This is a genomic window from Microbacterium sp. NPDC008134 (assembly GCF_042957055.1).
In the GTDB taxonomy this organism is placed as follows: domain Bacteria; phylum Actinomycetota; class Actinomycetes; order Actinomycetales; family Microbacteriaceae; genus Microbacterium.
Window position 1 is genome coordinate 267,232 of the sequence record NZ_JBIBHO010000001.1, and the last position, 14,699, is coordinate 281,930.

Here is a 14,699-nt window from a genome sequence, read left to right on the forward strand (position 1 = left end):
ACAACTCCGCGTGCGTACCCAACTCAGGAAGAACGGGGTGCCAGGCCGTGGAATCGGTGAGATCCGAGCGGATAGGCGCCGTTCTTCCTGAGTTAGGTACGGGGCGCCGCACGGGGCGGAAGCTTCAGACCGAGGTCGCGGCCTTCAGCGCGATGCGGATCATGTCGCCGAAGGTCTGCTCGCGCTCCTGCGCCGTGGTCTCCTCGCCCGTGACGATGTGGTCGGAGACCGTGCAGATCGCGAGGGCGCGGCGGCCGTGGAAGGCGGCGAGCGTGTAGAGGCCCGCGGCCTCCATCTCGACACCGAGGATGCCGTGCTTCACGAAGGGCTCCGTGAGCTCGGGGCGGGTGCTGTAGAACTGGTCGCTCGAGAAGAGCTGGCCGATGTGCACGGCCGAGTCGAGGTCTTCGGACTCGCTCGCCTCGACCGCCGCGCGCAGCAGCCCGAAGTCGGCGACCGGGGCGTAGTCGAGCCCGTGGAATCGCACCCGGTTGATGCCCGAGTCGGTGCTCGCGGCATTCGCGATGATGATGTCGCGCACCTTGAGCTTCTCGGTGAGCGCGCCGCATGAGCCGACGCGCACGATCGTCTGCACGTCGTAGTCCGAGAACAGCTCGTTCGCGTAGATCGCCATCGAGGGCTGGCCCATGCCCGAGCCCTGCACCGAGATGCGGTGGCCGTTCCAAGTGCCGGTGAATCCGAGCATCCCGCGGGTCTCCGAGTACAGTTCGGCGTCGTCGAGGAACGTCTCGGCGATCCACTTCGCGCGCAGCGGGTCGCCGGGGAAGAGGACGATGGGGGCGATCTGACCGGGTTCGGCGGCGATGTGCGTGCTCATCATTCCAGCGTAATCAGCCCTCGGCCCGCCGCACCATCTCGCCGATCCAGATCGGCGCGAAGGGCGAGGTGCAGCCGGGCGCCGTCGGGTAGTCGGCGAGCACCTGCAGACGGTTGCCGATCGCGAGGGCGCGCTCGCGCAGACGCGGATGATGGGTGCCGATCTGCGCGAGCGTCTCGTTCATCGACCATTGCGGTCGGGCCGGGGCATCCTTCATCTGCGCTTCGATCCGGTCGAGCAGATCCTCGAGGTCGAGACCCTCGGGGTCCTTGGCGACCCGCGCCGCGGTGAGTGCCCAGGCCGCGGCCGCGACCGTCGGATCGGCGTCGTCGAACCAGCGCACCCGCATCTCTTCGGCGAGCGGAGTCTTCTTGGCGACGTAGTTCACGAACCAGTCGTTGACCTTGGGGCGGTCGGTCTCGCGCAACATGGCGTCGAGCTCATCGGCGCTGAAGTCGCGCGGCTTGCAGATGAGCAGCGCGAGCAGCCGGGCCGGAGTCTCGCCCGTCGCCCACAGCTCCTGCGCGAGCGGCTGATCGGTCTTGATCTTCTTCGCGACGGCGCGCAGGCGGCCGAGATTCATGCCGTGGTCGTCGCCGCGCTTCTCGTTGGCCGCGCGCATCTTCGGGTCTTCGAGGTCGGCGAGCTCGCCGAGGGCCTGGTCGAGGGTGACGTCGCTCATGCTCCGAGGGTAGTTCCCGGCATCCGGCCCCCTCCTCCGGCCCCCTCCTCCGGCCCCACCCCTCCGGCCCCACCTCCGGCTTTCGAATCGCTCACTTTGCGGTTCTCCGGTCGCGAAAACGACGAAGTGAGCGATTCGAAAGCGGGGAGGGCGGATGCTGTCGCCGCTCAGTCCTCGTCGACGAGCTCGCCGCGGATGCGGCGGAGGTCCTCCATGAGCGATCCGATGAGGATCCAGTGCTGACTCGACGGCGGCCGGATGACGAGGGGCGCGGTGAGAGCGGGGATCGCGGAGGTCAGCGCCTCGGGCTCGGGGGCGACGTCGGCGATCTGCACGGCGAGGCGCACGTCGTGTCCGGCCCGCCGCAGTTGCTCGGCGATCGCGATCACCGCCGGCTCCTCGCCGATCGAGTCGTCGTAGTGGTCGGCGTAGGCGCGGGTCATCCCAATGACCTGCGTGACGATCGGCGACAGCTTCTCGAGCAGCGCGCGCATCTCGCGCAGGTCCGCGCGGTGCGTGGACCTGCGGGGGTTGAGGGTGAGCGACTCTTCGCCCGCGGCGATCGCGGCATCCGCGGCATCCTTCATCGGGCGCAGCAGGCGGGCTTCGAGCATCAGCTCCTGCATCCGCGCCGGGGGCTGTGGATGCGGCAGCGCGTCGGCCAGCCGGTCGAGGCTGGCCGCGAGCTCGGCGCCGAGCAGGCCGAGGTGGTGGCGCGCGGGAGCGACGAGAACCGGCGGCACGATCAGGGCGTTCACCACGATGCCGATCGCGACGCCGATGAGCGTCTCGATGATGCGGGCGAACGCGTACTCGGGGCTCGACGAGCCGAGGGCGAGCACGAGCATGGCCGAGATCGCGACCTGATTGCCGGTGCCCGGCGAGGCCCGGAAGACCCAGGCGACGAGCATCGCGACGACGATCGCGAGCAGTACGATCCAGCTCGGCGAGCCGAGGAGCAGCCCGAGTCCCATCGCGATCACGACGCCCGCGATCACGCCGATGCTGCGTTCGAGGGCCTTCGAGAGCGACTGGTTCACGCTCGGCTGGACGACGAGGAGGGCGGCGATCGCCGCGAACACGGGGAGCTGCGACGGGAAGACCCACCCGGCGATGAGCCAGGCCGCGATGGTCGCCGCCGCCGACTTCACGACCTGCAGCAGCGGGGAACGCTGGCTGGCGCGGATCGCGGCGGGAATGCGCATGCCTCCACGGTAGTCCTGCGAGCCGGTCGCACGCCGACCGCTCGCCGCCCCGGCATCCGCGAATCGAGAACGGGTGGATGCTTCGGAAGATTGCTGATATACCGGCGTAACCAGTTAGTGGTTCGATGTACCCATGGACCAGGGACAGAGGCTGCGCGGCGAGACCATCGCCGTGTGGGCCACTGTCGTGTGCTTCGTGCTCGGCACCGCCGCCGGCTTCATTCTGTTGGGACCAGAGCCCCGGATGCTGATCGGGACAGGGTCTCTGGCTCTTCCCGCCGCTTCCGCCGCCGGTGTCATCGCCGGCGGCGCGTTCGTCGTGAGCACCCTCCGGCATCGTCGTGGAGAGACCGCTCCCATGCCGAGATGGCAGCGGATCATCACCGATATTTCGGCTATCGCGCTCACGGTCGCCTTCGCCGGGGTGGCCGGAATGGGCGTCCTGCTCGGCACTCAGGTGCTCGCGATCGGATTGCAGGGCCTGGAGCTGACCCTCGTCGGCGGGGCTCTCGTGACCGGCTTCGCCGCGGCCGTCGGCGGGCGCTTCGCCTTCGCCGCGGGCATAGGCCTGAGGACGGCCGATCTGTCGAGCATCCTGTTCGGATACTTGGTGATCGGCACCCTCTTCGCCATGGTCACCGCGGCCGACCCCCGCTGGTGGGAGATCAACTTCTCGCAGCTCGGCATGGGCGACGACGCCTGGGCGTTCAACGGAACCCTCGTCGTCGCCGGCGCGCTGGTCGGCACGGTCGGGGCGTACATCGGTCGCGATCTGCACCGAATCCTCGGCGACCCGGCGCTCGGGCGCATCGCGCTCACGTCGGGCCTGTGGATCGTCACGGGGTTCGCGCTCGCCGGGGTGGGGCTGCTGCCGCTGCACCGCTTTCCCGAGGCGCATAACATCGTGGCGCCCGTGACCCTCCTGTTCTTCGCCGCGTCGATGACCGTGACCGCGATCGTGGTGCCGGGGGCGCCGCGGGCGTTGATCATCACGACGATCGGCGTCGGCGCGCTGGTGACCGTGGCGTTCGTGCTGTTCGTCGTGTTCAGGTTGATCACGATGACGGCGCTCGAGGCCATGGCGGTCGGCCTGGGCCTGCTCTGGATGACGACCCTCGTGCGCGTGCTCGCGATCCTCTCGCCCGACGTGCCGCGCCCGTCGGCGCGCGCGCATCTGCTGCACGCCTGAGGTCGCGGAGCGTCGACGCCTGATCGGCGGAGGTGCGTTCGCCGAACCACCCCTCTGCGTGCGAGCCACCCCCTTCTGCTTCGTGCGGAGAGGGGTGGTTCGAACATAAGGGGGTGGCTCGCGGAAGATAGGGCATCCGCCCGATGCCGGGAGGGGGCCTCAGAGCGTTGTCTAGGGATACGACAACAGGAGGCGTCATGTACGAGCAGATCTATTCGCAGGAAGTGGTCACGGCGTTCGAGCTGCAGCAGCGGGAGCGGGCGATCGAGCGGCGGCGCTCCATCGACGAGCGTGCCGATCAGGTCGTTCCGCGCGCGGCGAGCGGGATCGTACGGATGCTGGAGCGGATGCTCGGGCGGCGGGCGAGTGCGCGCGAGGTGACGCGCGCTCGGCCCGACGTGGCGGACGAGCCCGCGGTGGCCCCGAGGGCGACGGATGCCGCGCCCGCACGCGCCCGTGCCGTGACCGCGCCGCGCGAGCCCATCGCCGCCCGGTGAACCCCGTCGTCGCGCTGCGCGGGAGAAGGGCGGATGCCGCGGATCGGGCGACCCCGGCGGATGTCGGAGGGCAGTGGCACGATGAAGACATGTCCTCCTTCGCGCCGAGTTCCGCGATGGTCGGGCGCGAGGCCGAGATCGGCGTCGTGCGCCGACTCTTCGAGGGTGCGACCGAGGGGGTGCCGGTCGGCGTGCTGGTCGACGGCGAGGCGGGCATCGGCAAGTCTCGGCTGCTGCGCGAGTTCGCGACCGAGGTCGCCGTGCGCGCCGACGTGCACGTGGGCTGGTGCCTCGATCTCGGAGCGGCGCGCACCGCCTACGGCCCGCTCACGGCGATCCTGCGATCGATCGTCGGGCACCTGGGTGCCGAACGTGTGCGCGAGGCCGTCGGTGTCGGCGCCGAGGCTCTCGGCATGCTGCTGCCCGAACTGGTCGACGAGCCCACCGATCGGGCGCGCACGAGCCCCGACCGTCTGCGCGACGCGATCGCCACGCTCATCGAGACCGCGGCCGAGGCGGCCCCGCAGGTGCTCGTCATCGAAGACCTGCATTGGGCCGATGAATCGACGCTCGCCCTCCTCTCCTTCCTGCTGCGCACGGTCGCCCGCGGCCGCGTGCTCCTGCTGCTCAGCTGCCGCAGCGACGACGTGCGCCGGGGCGATGCCGTCAGCCGGTTCATCGTCGAGGCCACGCGCTCGCGTCTGATCGAGCGCGTCACGCTGCCACGGCTCGACGGTGACGCCGTGCGCGCGCTCGCCGAGCAGCTCACCGGCCGCTCGGTGTCCGACGGCGCACTCGCCCGCATGCAGGAGCGAGCCGAAGGTGTGCCCTTCTTCGTCGAAGAGCTCGCCGACTGCACGACCGGGCCGCTTCCCGACGGACTGCGCGACGTGCTCCTCACCCGCTTCGACCGCCTCGGTGACGACGCGCAGCGGGTGGTGCAGGTCGCCTCCGGTTCGGAGCGGCCGATCTCGCATCCGCTCCTGGTGGCGCTCGCCGAGGTGCCCGAGGACCGGCTCGACGAGGCGATCCGCGAGGCGGCGCGCGGCGGCATCCTGGTGATCGACTCCGATCTCTACCGCTTCCGCCATGCGCTGCTGCGTGAGGCGGTGCATGACGACCTCCTGCCCGGCGAGCGGTCGCGGTTGCACCGTGCCTACGCCGAAGCGCTCGAGGCGCAGCGCGTCGGCAACGATGTCGATACGGCATCGCTCGCGCACCACTGGCATCTGGCGCAGGACGAGCCGCGCGCCCTCGTCGCCGCGATCGAGGCGATGCGCGACGCGAAGGGGCGCTTCGCCTTCGCCGCCGCCGCGCGCTTCGGAGAGCTCGCGCTCGAGATCTGGCCGAGCGTGCCGGATGCCGCGGGCGTGGCCGGACTCTCGCACGTCGACCTGTTGCAGACGCTCGGCTCGGTGCTGCGCAACGCCGGCGACGGCGAACGCGCACTCGCGGTGATCAGCGCGGCGCTCGATGAGATCGACCCCGCCACCGTCACGCCGCGCCTGCACGCGCGACTGCTGCGCGACAAGGCGCAGTACCTCGCGAACCTCGGTCGGCCCGGGGCCATCCCGCTCACCGAGCAGTCCCTCGAACTCGCCGCGCGGGTCGGCGACGCCGGGCTGCACGCCACGGTGCTCAACCAGCTGGCCAGTCGCTACATGGTCGCGGGGCGTCTGCACGATGCGCTCCGTGTCGCCGGCGAGGCGCAGGAGATCGCCCGACGAGCCGGCGATCACGACCAGATGTCGATCGCCGCGAACGTGCACGGTGTCTCGCTCGCCCACCTGGGCGATGTCGATGGCAGCATCGTCGAGTTCGACCGCGCGCGCGACCTCGCCCGCAGCTCGAACGCCGATCTGCGCTACCGAGTCAACTACTCCGACGCGCTCACCCTGCTCGGCCGCTACAACGAAGCCGTGCTCATCGCCGAAGAAGGGCTCGCCCTCGCGCGCTCCCTCGGCGTCGGTCGCAGCTCGGGCTCGATCATGATGCAGAACATGTCGGTCGCCCTGTTCGAGCGCGGTGAGATCGAGCGCGTCGACGAGATGATGTCGCGCGATCACCGGCAGGGGGCGCTGCGCGTCTTCCGCATGTACTCCAGCATGACCCGGGTGCGCGCCCTCGCCTGGCGCGGGCGCTCGACCGAGGCCGCCGACATGCTGCGCGAGTGGCGCCCGGCATTCCTCGAGACCGGTCAGACCGAGCGACAGATCTGGTACGACCTCATCACGATGACGGTGGCGGTCGCCGAGAGCGCCGGCGACCTGCGCGGTGCCCTCGCCGAGATCATCGCGATGCTCGACGACGACGGACCGGTGCTGCTGCACCAGAGACGGCTACTGCTGCAGGCGGCCGCGATCATCGCCGAACTGCGCGCTGCGGGAGACGACACGGCGGCGCCGGCGGCGCGGGTGTCGGATGCCTGGACCGCCCAGCCGTCCCAGCTTCTCGCCGACTCGTGGTCGCCGATCGTGGCGGGGTTGCTCGCGCCCTCCGACGCAGCGCTGCAATCGGCGATCGAGGCCGCCGAGGGCGACGACGTTCCCGTCGTGTTCCGGGTGATCACGCGCCTCGAGCGCGCGCGGCTGCGCGTGCGCGAGGGCGACCGTGCCGCAGCCGCCGCGCTGCTGACCGAGGCGGCCGAGATCGCGCGGTCCCTGGGGCATGCCCGGCTCACGACGACGGTCACGACTTTCGCCCGCGCCGCGGGGCTCGCGCTCGACGGCGTTCCCGGTGCGGGGTCAGTGGCGGCATCCGTTCCCGACTCCGATGCCCTCACCGCCCGCGAGCGACAGGTGTTGGAGCTGCTGGCCGAAGGGCTGAGCAATCGTCAGATCGGTGAGCGGCTCTTCATCAGCGTCAAGACGGTGAGCGTGCACGTCTCGGCCGTGCTGCGAAAGCTCGGTGTCAGCACGCGCACCGAAGCCGCGATCGCGGCCGGTGTGCGGGTGCCTGCCCCGGGCGACTCCCGAGTGGGCGTGATACGGTGACCGTACTCCTCCCTCCGGGGAATCATTCATCACCGGCCCGCGAATCTCCACGAGACGTGTGCGGCCCTCTATTCGGATCCGACTTCTGGCCGATCGGTTCGGCACGGCTCCTTCACAACCTCCCATCTCACGCTTCCATCCGGAACGCGTCTCCCTGTACCCATCGGATGCTCCGGTGCGGTGCTGCGGCCGTGTACAACAGCGGCCACATCAAAAAGAAAGAAGAAAACACATGGCCACTGGCACTGTGAAATGGTTCAACTCCGAAAAGGGCTTCGGCTTCATCGCTCCCGATGACGGCACCGACGACCTGTTCGCCCACTACTCGGCGATCACCGGAAGCGGCTTCAAGGAGCTGCGCGAGAACCAGAAGGTCGAATTCGACGCCGAGCGCGGCCCCAAGGGTATGCAGGCTGCGAACATCCGCGCCCTCTGATCCCTCGTGATCGTACGAAGCCGGTCGGCTCCTTCGGGAGCCGGCCGGCTTCTTCGTTTCCTCGTTGCGCGCTTCGGGGGACGATCCACTGGAATACGGGTAACGATGCGGCATCTGGAATTGAGGTTCGCCTAAGTTCGGGTTACATTAGGTCAGCCTTACCAAACCGGCGCGAATCCGCGCCACACCCCTCCTCAACCCGAAGGGATCTGCCGTGCGCACTTCTCGTCTTCTCGCCGTCGGTGCCGCCGCGGCGCTCGCACTGAGCCTCACGGCCTGCGCGGCCTCCACTCCCGACAGCGGAAGCGACGCGGGCGCGAACCCCGCCTCCGATGACGCGTTCCCCGTCACGATCGAGCACATCTACGGTGAGACCACCATCACCGAGAAGCCCGAGCGCGTCGCCACCGTCGCGTGGGCGAACCACGAGGTTCCGCTCGCACTCGGCATCGTGCCGGTCGGCTTCAGCAAGGCCAGCTGGGGCGACGACGACGACAACGGCATCCTGCCCTGGGTCGAGGAGAAGCTCGACGAGCTGGGCGGCGAGGAGCCGGTGCTCTTCGACGAGGCCGACGGCATCGACTACGAGGCTGTCGCCGACACGAACCCCGACGTCATCCTCGCCTCGTACTCCGGCCTGACGCAGGAGGAGTACGACACCCTCTCCAAGATCGCTCCGGTCGTCGCATACCCCGAGGTCGCCTGGGGCACCCCGGTCGACGAGATGATCGAGATGAACTCGAAGGCCCTCGGCCTCGAGGAGGAGGGCCAGGCCCTCATCGAAGACCTCCATGCCGACGCCGAGGCCGCCCTCGAAGCGAACAGCGTCCTCAAGGACAAGAAGGTCATGTTCGCCTTCTTCGACCCGACCGACCTCAGCCAGATCGGCTACTACACGGCCGTCGACACGCGCCCCGGCTACCTGCACGACGACCTGGGTCTGCCCCTTCCCTCCCTCGTCGAGGAGAACGCCGACAGCACCGAGTTCTACCTCTCGGTGAGCGCCGAGGACGCCTCGAAGCTCGACGACGTCGACGTGATCGCCACCTACGGCGACGACTCGCTCATCGCGACCCTGCAGGCCGACCCACTGCTGTCGAAGATCCCGGCCGTCGCCGAGGGGCGCATCGCGATCCTCCCCGACGCCACCCCGATCGCGGCATCCGCCAACCCGTCGCCGCTGTCGATTCCGTGGGGTCTCAGCGACTACCTCGCTCTGCTGGCCGCGCCGCTCGCTCAGTAGTCGATCAATCCGCTCGCGCGGAGTGACATCTCAGTGACCGCCACCACCACCATCGCACCGGGCGCCGCAGATCTGCGGCGCCCGGTGCTGGTGCGCACGCTCTGGCTTCTTGCCGGAGTCGTGCTCCTGCTCGTCCTCAGCATCCTGTCGGTGTCGTTCGGTGTGCGCGCGGTGTCGTTCGACGACATCGTCGCCGCCTTCAGCGGTCACAGCGACACGATCGAACAGGCCGCCGTCGTCAAGCGCATCCCGCGAACGGTGCTCGCACTGCTCGTCGGCGCTGCGCTCGCCCTCTCGGGCGCCGCGATGCAGGCCGTCACCCGCAACCCGATCGCCGACCCCGGCATCCTGGGCGTCACGAACGGCGCATCGCTCGCCGTCGTCATCGGGATCGCCTTCTTCGGTCTCGCGAACCCGTACGGGCAGATGGCCTTCGCGATCGTCGGTGCCGCCGCGGCCGCGACCTTCGTCTACGCTGTCGGATCCCTCGGGCGCGGAGGCGCGACCCCTCTCAAACTCGCGCTCGCGGGCGCCGCCACCTCCGCCGCGTTCGCCTCGCTCATCAGCGCCATCATGCTGCCCCGCGTCGATCTGCTGCAGACGTTCCAGGCGTGGCAGGTCGGGGGAGTGGGCGGCGCCGAGTGGCCGCGCATCGCCCTGACGGCGCCGGTGCTCCTCGTCGGCGCCCTCATCTGCTTCGCATGCTCGCGCGGCATGAACTCGCTCGCACTGGGTGACGACATGGCGAAGGGCCTGGGTGAGCACGTCTTCCGCACCCGGCTGCTGTCGGCCCTGGGCGCCGTCATCCTCGCGGGTGCCGCCACGGCCATCGCCGGACCGATCGGGTTCGTCGGCCTCGTCATCCCCCACGTCTGCCGCATGCTGATCGGCACCGACCACCGCTGGCTGCTGCCGTTCTCGGCGATCGCCGGCGCCGCACTGCTGACCGCCAGCGACATCGTCGGTCGCGTGATCTCGCCGTCGTCGGAAGAGATCCAGGTCGGCATCATCACCGCGATCATCGGCGCCCCGTTCTTCATCTGGATCGTCCGTCGTCAGAAGGTGCGTGAGCTGTGACCACGACCGATCGCACTGGTTCCGCCGGCTCCGGCGAGCACGCAGAGCACACCCTCGACCGTCCGGAGCAGACGGCATCCGCTCGTGTCGCCGCCATCGTCGCCGGCCGTCGTGCCCGCCATCGCCGCCACGCGACCGCGACGATCGTGCTCGGCATCCTCGTCTTCGTGCTGTTCGCCGTGGCCCTCATGGTCGGCAACACGTTCTACACGCCCGGCGAGGTGATCCGTGTGATCCTCGGCGAGACCGTGCCGGGGGCCTCGTTCACGGTCGGCGACCTGCGCCTGCCGCGGGCGGTGCTCGCGATCCTCACCGGGTTCGGCTTCGGCATCGCCGGAGTGACCTTCCAGACCCTGCTGCGCAATCCGCTCGCCTCCCCCGACATCATCGGCATCTCGTCGGGCGCGGGCGCGGCGGCCGTGCTCGGCATCATCGTGCTGTCGCTCAACGGCCCCGTGGTCTCGGTCCTCGCGCTGGCCGGTGCGGTGGTCACGGCGCTGGCGATCTACCTGCTCTCGATGAAGGGCGGCTTCGCCGGCACCCGGCTGATCCTCATCGGCATCGGCATCGCCGCCATGCTGCAGAGCCTCATCTCGTACATGCTGTCGCGCGCCGCGAACTGGGACATCCAGACCGCCATGCAGTGGCTCACCGGTAGCCTCAACAACGCCTCGTGGGAGCGCGTGCTCCCGATGCTGATCGCCGCGGTCGTGATCATCCCACTCATGCTGTCGCAGGGGCGAGCGCTGGGCGCTCTGCAGCTCGGCGACGACTCGGCATCCGGCCTCGGCATCCGCGTCAACGCCACCCGCCTGCTGTTCATCCTCGGCGCCGTCGCCCTGCTCGCCTTCGCGACCGCCGCGACGGGACCGATCGCGTTCGTCGCGTTCATGGCCGGACCGATCGCCGCGCGCATCACCGGCCCCGGCGCCAACCTGCTGCTGCCCAGCGCCTTCGTCGGCGCGGTGCTCGTGCTCGGCAGCGACCTGGTGGCCCAGTTCCTGCTCGGCACCCGCTACCCGGTCGGCGTCGTCACCGGCGTGCTCGGTGCTCCGTACCTGATCTACCTGCTCATCCGCACCAACCGCTCGGGAGGATCGCTGTGACCGTCTCGCACAGCCTGTCGGCCGAAGGGGTCACCCTCTCCTACGGCGACCGCACCATCATCGACGGACTCGACCTCACGGTCGCGGCCGGCAAGATCACGACGATCGTCGGAGCGAACGGATGCGGCAAGTCGACGCTCCTGCGATCGCTGGCGCGCCTGCTGTCGCCGTCGTCGGGGCAGATCGTGCTCGACGGCAAGTCGGTGCACGCACGGCCGACCAAGGAGGTCGCCCGCATCCTCGGGCTGCTGCCGCAGTCGCCGGTCGCCCCCGAGGGCATCGCCGTCGCCGATCTCGTGGGGCGCGGACGGCATCCGCACCAGAAGACGCTCGCCCGCTGGAGCGCCCACGACTACGAGGTCGTGGCCGACGCACTCGACGCCACCGGGGTGAGCGATCTCGCCGACCGCAGCGTCGACGAACTGTCGGGCGGACAGCGCCAGCGCGTCTGGATCGCAATGGCGCTCGCGCAGGAGACCGACATCCTGCTGCTCGACGAGCCCACGACCTTCCTCGACGTCGCCCACCAGGTCGAGGTGCTCGACCTGCTCACCGACCTCAGCGTCGCCCGCGGCACCACGATCGTCATGGTGCTGCACGACCTCAACCTGGCGGCGCGCTACGCCGACGAACTCGTGGCGATGAAGAACGGCTCCGTGCACGCGGTCGGGGCGCCGGCCGAGGTCGTCACCGCCGAGCTCGTCGAAGAGGTCTTCGGCCTCGCCAATCAGATCACCATCGATCCCGTCTCGGGCAAGCCGATGGTCACACCCATCGGGAGGCACCATGTCCGCTGAGACCACCACCACCGAGAAGCCGACCTACATCCTCGCGCGCGCCGTGGTGCGCCGCGTCGAACGCGTCTCGCCCAACTTCGTGCGGGTGACGTTCGGCGGCTCCGACCTCGACGAGTTCGGCACACCGGGCAGTGTGTTCGACGCCCGCATCAAGCTGATCTTCCCGCCGGCATCCGGCATCCTGCCCCCGCTCGAGCGCGACACCCCCGACTGGTGGGCGGCGTTCCTGGCGGTTCCCGAAGACGAGCGCGGCACCATGCGCACGTACTCGATCCGCGATCTGCGGGTGACGGATGCCGGCACCGAGGTCGACATCGACTTCGTGCTGCACCTCGCGCCCGGGCTCACCGGCCCGGCATCGCGGTGGGCGAGCGCGGCCGATGCCGGGCAGGAACTCATCATCATCGGACCGCGCCGTGGCGTGATCGCGGGTGGCGGCACCGAGTACCGCCCCGGCGACGCTCCCTCGGTCGTGCTGGTGGGCGACGAGACCGCGGCTCCCGCGATCGCGCGCATCCTCGAGGACGCCCCGCGCGACCTGCGCGGAACGGCGTTCATCGAGGTGCCGTCGGCAGCCGACGAACTCGCGATCGATGCCCCCGCCGGGGTCGAGGTGAACTGGCTGGCCCGCGACGACGAGCAGGAGCACGGATTCAAGGTCATTCCGGCGGTGCTCGCGCACCTCGGCGACGCGGATGCTTCGGACGCGATCGCCGTGAAGGATATCGAGAGCGACGACCTGCTGTGGGAGACACCGGCGTACTCGGGCCTCGGCGAGGAGATCGCGGCATCCGACGCCCCGGGCGACCGCTACTTCTGGATCGCGGGCGAAAGCGGTGTCGTGACGACGCTGCGCCGGCACCTGGTGAAGGACCTCGGCATCGACCGCGGCCAGGTGGCCTTCATGGGCTACTGGCGCCGCGGCGTCGCCATGCGCGGCTGAGTATTCCGGTCGGCCGACCCCCGGACATTCGAATCGCTCACCTTGTCGTTTCCAGACCCTGGAAACTGCAAAGTGAGCGATTCGAAACGGGGGCGGTGGATGCCCCGGTCGCGGGTTACTTCGCGAGGAAGCTCGTCAGCGCGGCGTTGACCTCGTCGGCGTGGGTCCAGAGGAGGCCGTGCGGGGCACCCTCGACCTCGACGTACTCGGCCGCGGGCACCGCCTGGTGGAAGCGGCGGGCGGTGGCGTCGATCGGGAGGATGTTGTCCTTCGTGCCGTGCAGGATCAGCGTGGGCTTCGCGGCGGCGGCGACGGCCTCGACGTCGGCGCGGAAGTCCTCGATCCACGACGAGACGACGGCGTAGGCGGCGACGGGCGCGCTGGTGACCGAGAGGTTCCAGTTGGCGTTCACGACCTCCTGGCTGATGCGCGATCCGAGGTTCTCGTCGAGGTTGTAGAAGTCGTTGTAGAACTGGGTGAACCAGGCGTAGCGATCGCCCTTCGCGGCGGCTTCGATTCCGTCGAAGACCTCCTGCGGCACACCCTCGGGGTTGTCGTCGCGCTGCACGAGGAAGGGCTCGAGCGAAGCGAGGAAGGCGAGCTTCGCGACGCGGTCGGCGCCGTACCGGCCGACGTAGCGGGCGAGTTCGCCGGTGCCCATCGAGAAGCCGACGAGCACGACGTCGCGCAGGTCGAGGGTTTCGAGCACGGTGTTCAGGTCGGCGGCGAAGGTGTCGTAGTCGTAGCCCGTGCTGACCTTCGACGACTGGCCGAAACCGCGGCGGTCGTAGGTGATGACGCGGTAGCCCTGCGCGAGCAGCTCGCGGGTCTGGCGCTCCCAGCTGTGACCGTTGAGCGGGTAGCCGTGGATCAGGACGACGGGCTGACCCGAACCCTGGTCTTCGTAGTAGAGCTCGATCGGGGTGCTGTTCTCGTTTCCGACGGTGATGTAACCCATGATCCTGATCCTTTCGGTTCGGCGAGAACGATCGTTCTCGCCCGATGGATCCTAATCTAGAGAACGATCGTTCTCATGTCAAGTAGACTTCTCGCATGACCGAAGACGAGGCACGCGAACGCATCCTCTCCGCCGCCGAGGGGCTCTACTACCGCAAGGGATACGCGGCCGTCGGCATGGACGAGCTGCGCCAGTCCGCCGGCGTGTCGCTGCGCCGCCTCTACGGCCTCTTTCCCGCGAAGAACGACATCGTCGCGGCCGTGCTCGCGCGCAAGCACGGAGAGTGGGAGTCCGGCCTGACGGCCGCGGTGGCGGATGCCGGTGGCGACCCGCGCGCCCGGCTGCTCGCCGTCTACGGGTACCTCGAGAACTGGTTCTGCACCGACGACTTCCGCGGCTGCGCCTTCATCAACGCCTTCGGGGAGCTCGGTGGCACGAACCCCGAGGTCGCCGAGATCGTGCGCTCGCACAAAGCCTCGTTTCAGGACTACATGTCGAGCCTCGTCGCGAGCACGGGCGCCTCGCCGCTGCTCGCGGCGCAACTGTCGATCCTCGCCGAGGGCGCGCAGAGCACGGCCGCGATCTCGGGCGACGCGGCAGTGGCGGCGCACGCGCGCAGCGCCGCCGAGGTTCTGATCGACGCGGCGGTCGCCGGCTGAGGCATCCGCTCGATTTCGCTAGCCAAGCTAGACGTTAGCTGGGCGAGAGTCAAGGGGATGTGTGTCGACGCCCCGC

Annotated in this window: 14 protein-coding genes; 10 read left to right on the forward strand and 4 right to left on the reverse strand. The window is 69.5% G+C overall.

The annotated features are described in order from the left end of the window. Positions 1–124 precede the first annotated feature (124 nt). The 3 genes from deoD to ACFY9N_RS01320 all read right to left on the reverse strand — a co-directional run bounded on the left by deoD (position 125) and on the right by ACFY9N_RS01320 (position 2,725). Positions 125–838 carry a purine-nucleoside phosphorylase gene (gene deoD, locus ACFY9N_RS01310; protein WP_391476411.1) on the reverse strand — a complete coding sequence of 238 codons (714 nt, stop codon included), beginning with the start codon at positions 836–838 and terminating at the stop codon, positions 125–127. A gap of 13 nt (positions 839–851) precedes the next feature. Beyond that, a complete protein-coding gene (locus ACFY9N_RS01315) occupies positions 852–1,520 on the reverse strand; it encodes a DNA alkylation repair protein (RefSeq protein ID WP_391476413.1) in 669 nt (222 codons plus the stop codon). A gap of 167 nt (positions 1,521–1,687) precedes the next feature. Then, the gene (locus ACFY9N_RS01320) at positions 1,688–2,725 is read right to left on the reverse strand and encodes an aromatic acid exporter family protein (RefSeq protein WP_391476414.1); all 1,038 of its coding nucleotides are present in this window, start codon (positions 2,723–2,725) and stop codon (positions 1,688–1,690) included. A 133-nt stretch (positions 2,726–2,858) separates the two neighbouring features. Here ACFY9N_RS01320 and ACFY9N_RS01325 point away from each other — a divergent pair, with 133 nt between their 5' ends. From ACFY9N_RS01325 to ACFY9N_RS01365, 9 genes are all read left to right on the forward strand, one after another. Further along, a complete protein-coding gene (locus ACFY9N_RS01325) occupies positions 2,859–3,914 on the forward strand; it encodes a DUF998 domain-containing protein (protein ID WP_391476415.1) in 1,056 nt (351 codons plus the stop codon). 197 nt (positions 3,915–4,111) lie between these two features. Continuing rightward, positions 4,112–4,411 carry a hypothetical protein gene (locus ACFY9N_RS01330; protein ID WP_391476417.1) on the forward strand — a complete coding sequence of 100 codons (300 nt, stop codon included), beginning with the start codon at positions 4,112–4,114 and terminating at the stop codon, positions 4,409–4,411. A gap of 89 nt (positions 4,412–4,500) precedes the next feature. Then, positions 4,501–7,404 (forward strand): AAA family ATPase, encoded by a 2,904-nt coding sequence (locus tag ACFY9N_RS01335; RefSeq protein ID WP_391476418.1) that lies wholly within the window; start codon positions 4,501–4,503, stop codon positions 7,402–7,404. 232 nt (positions 7,405–7,636) lie between these two features. Beyond that, positions 7,637–7,840, forward strand: a complete 204-nt coding sequence (locus tag ACFY9N_RS01340; RefSeq protein ID WP_391476420.1) for a cold-shock protein — start codon at positions 7,637–7,639, stop codon at positions 7,838–7,840. A gap of 214 nt (positions 7,841–8,054) precedes the next feature. After that, the gene (locus ACFY9N_RS01345) at positions 8,055–9,083 is read left to right on the forward strand and encodes an iron-siderophore ABC transporter substrate-binding protein (RefSeq protein ID WP_391476421.1); all 1,029 of its coding nucleotides are present in this window, start codon (positions 8,055–8,057) and stop codon (positions 9,081–9,083) included. A gap of 27 nt (positions 9,084–9,110) precedes the next feature. Beyond that, positions 9,111–10,160, forward strand: coding sequence for a FecCD family ABC transporter permease (locus ACFY9N_RS01350; protein WP_391478432.1), 1,050 nt, complete (start codon positions 9,111–9,113; stop codon positions 10,158–10,160). Continuing rightward, the gene (locus tag ACFY9N_RS01355; protein WP_391476423.1) at positions 10,157–11,266 is read left to right on the forward strand and encodes a FecCD family ABC transporter permease; all 1,110 of its coding nucleotides are present in this window, start codon (positions 10,157–10,159) and stop codon (positions 11,264–11,266) included. Before ACFY9N_RS01350 ends, ACFY9N_RS01355 begins: the two co-directional genes overlap by 4 nt. Then, positions 11,263–12,063: an ABC transporter ATP-binding protein gene (locus tag ACFY9N_RS01360; RefSeq protein ID WP_391476425.1), complete on the forward strand. Its 801-nt coding sequence runs from the start codon at positions 11,263–11,265 to the stop codon at positions 12,061–12,063. The genes ACFY9N_RS01355 and ACFY9N_RS01360 overlap by 4 nt, the downstream gene beginning before the upstream one ends. Further along, a complete protein-coding gene (locus ACFY9N_RS01365; RefSeq protein WP_391476426.1) occupies positions 12,053–13,006 on the forward strand; it encodes a siderophore-interacting protein in 954 nt (317 codons plus the stop codon). Before ACFY9N_RS01360 ends, ACFY9N_RS01365 begins: the two co-directional genes overlap by 11 nt. A 115-nt stretch (positions 13,007–13,121) precedes the next feature. Here ACFY9N_RS01365 and ACFY9N_RS01370 read toward each other — a convergent pair whose 3' ends face one another. Beyond that, positions 13,122–13,964 carry an alpha/beta fold hydrolase gene (locus ACFY9N_RS01370; protein ID WP_391476428.1) on the reverse strand — a complete coding sequence of 281 codons (843 nt, stop codon included), beginning with the start codon at positions 13,962–13,964 and terminating at the stop codon, positions 13,122–13,124. 95 nt (positions 13,965–14,059) lie between these two features. Here ACFY9N_RS01370 and ACFY9N_RS01375 point away from each other — a divergent pair, with 95 nt between their 5' ends. Then, on the forward strand, positions 14,060–14,623 hold the full coding sequence (locus tag ACFY9N_RS01375) for a TetR/AcrR family transcriptional regulator (protein ID WP_391476429.1): 564 nt from the start codon (positions 14,060–14,062) through the stop codon (positions 14,621–14,623). Positions 14,624–14,699 lie beyond the last annotated feature (76 nt).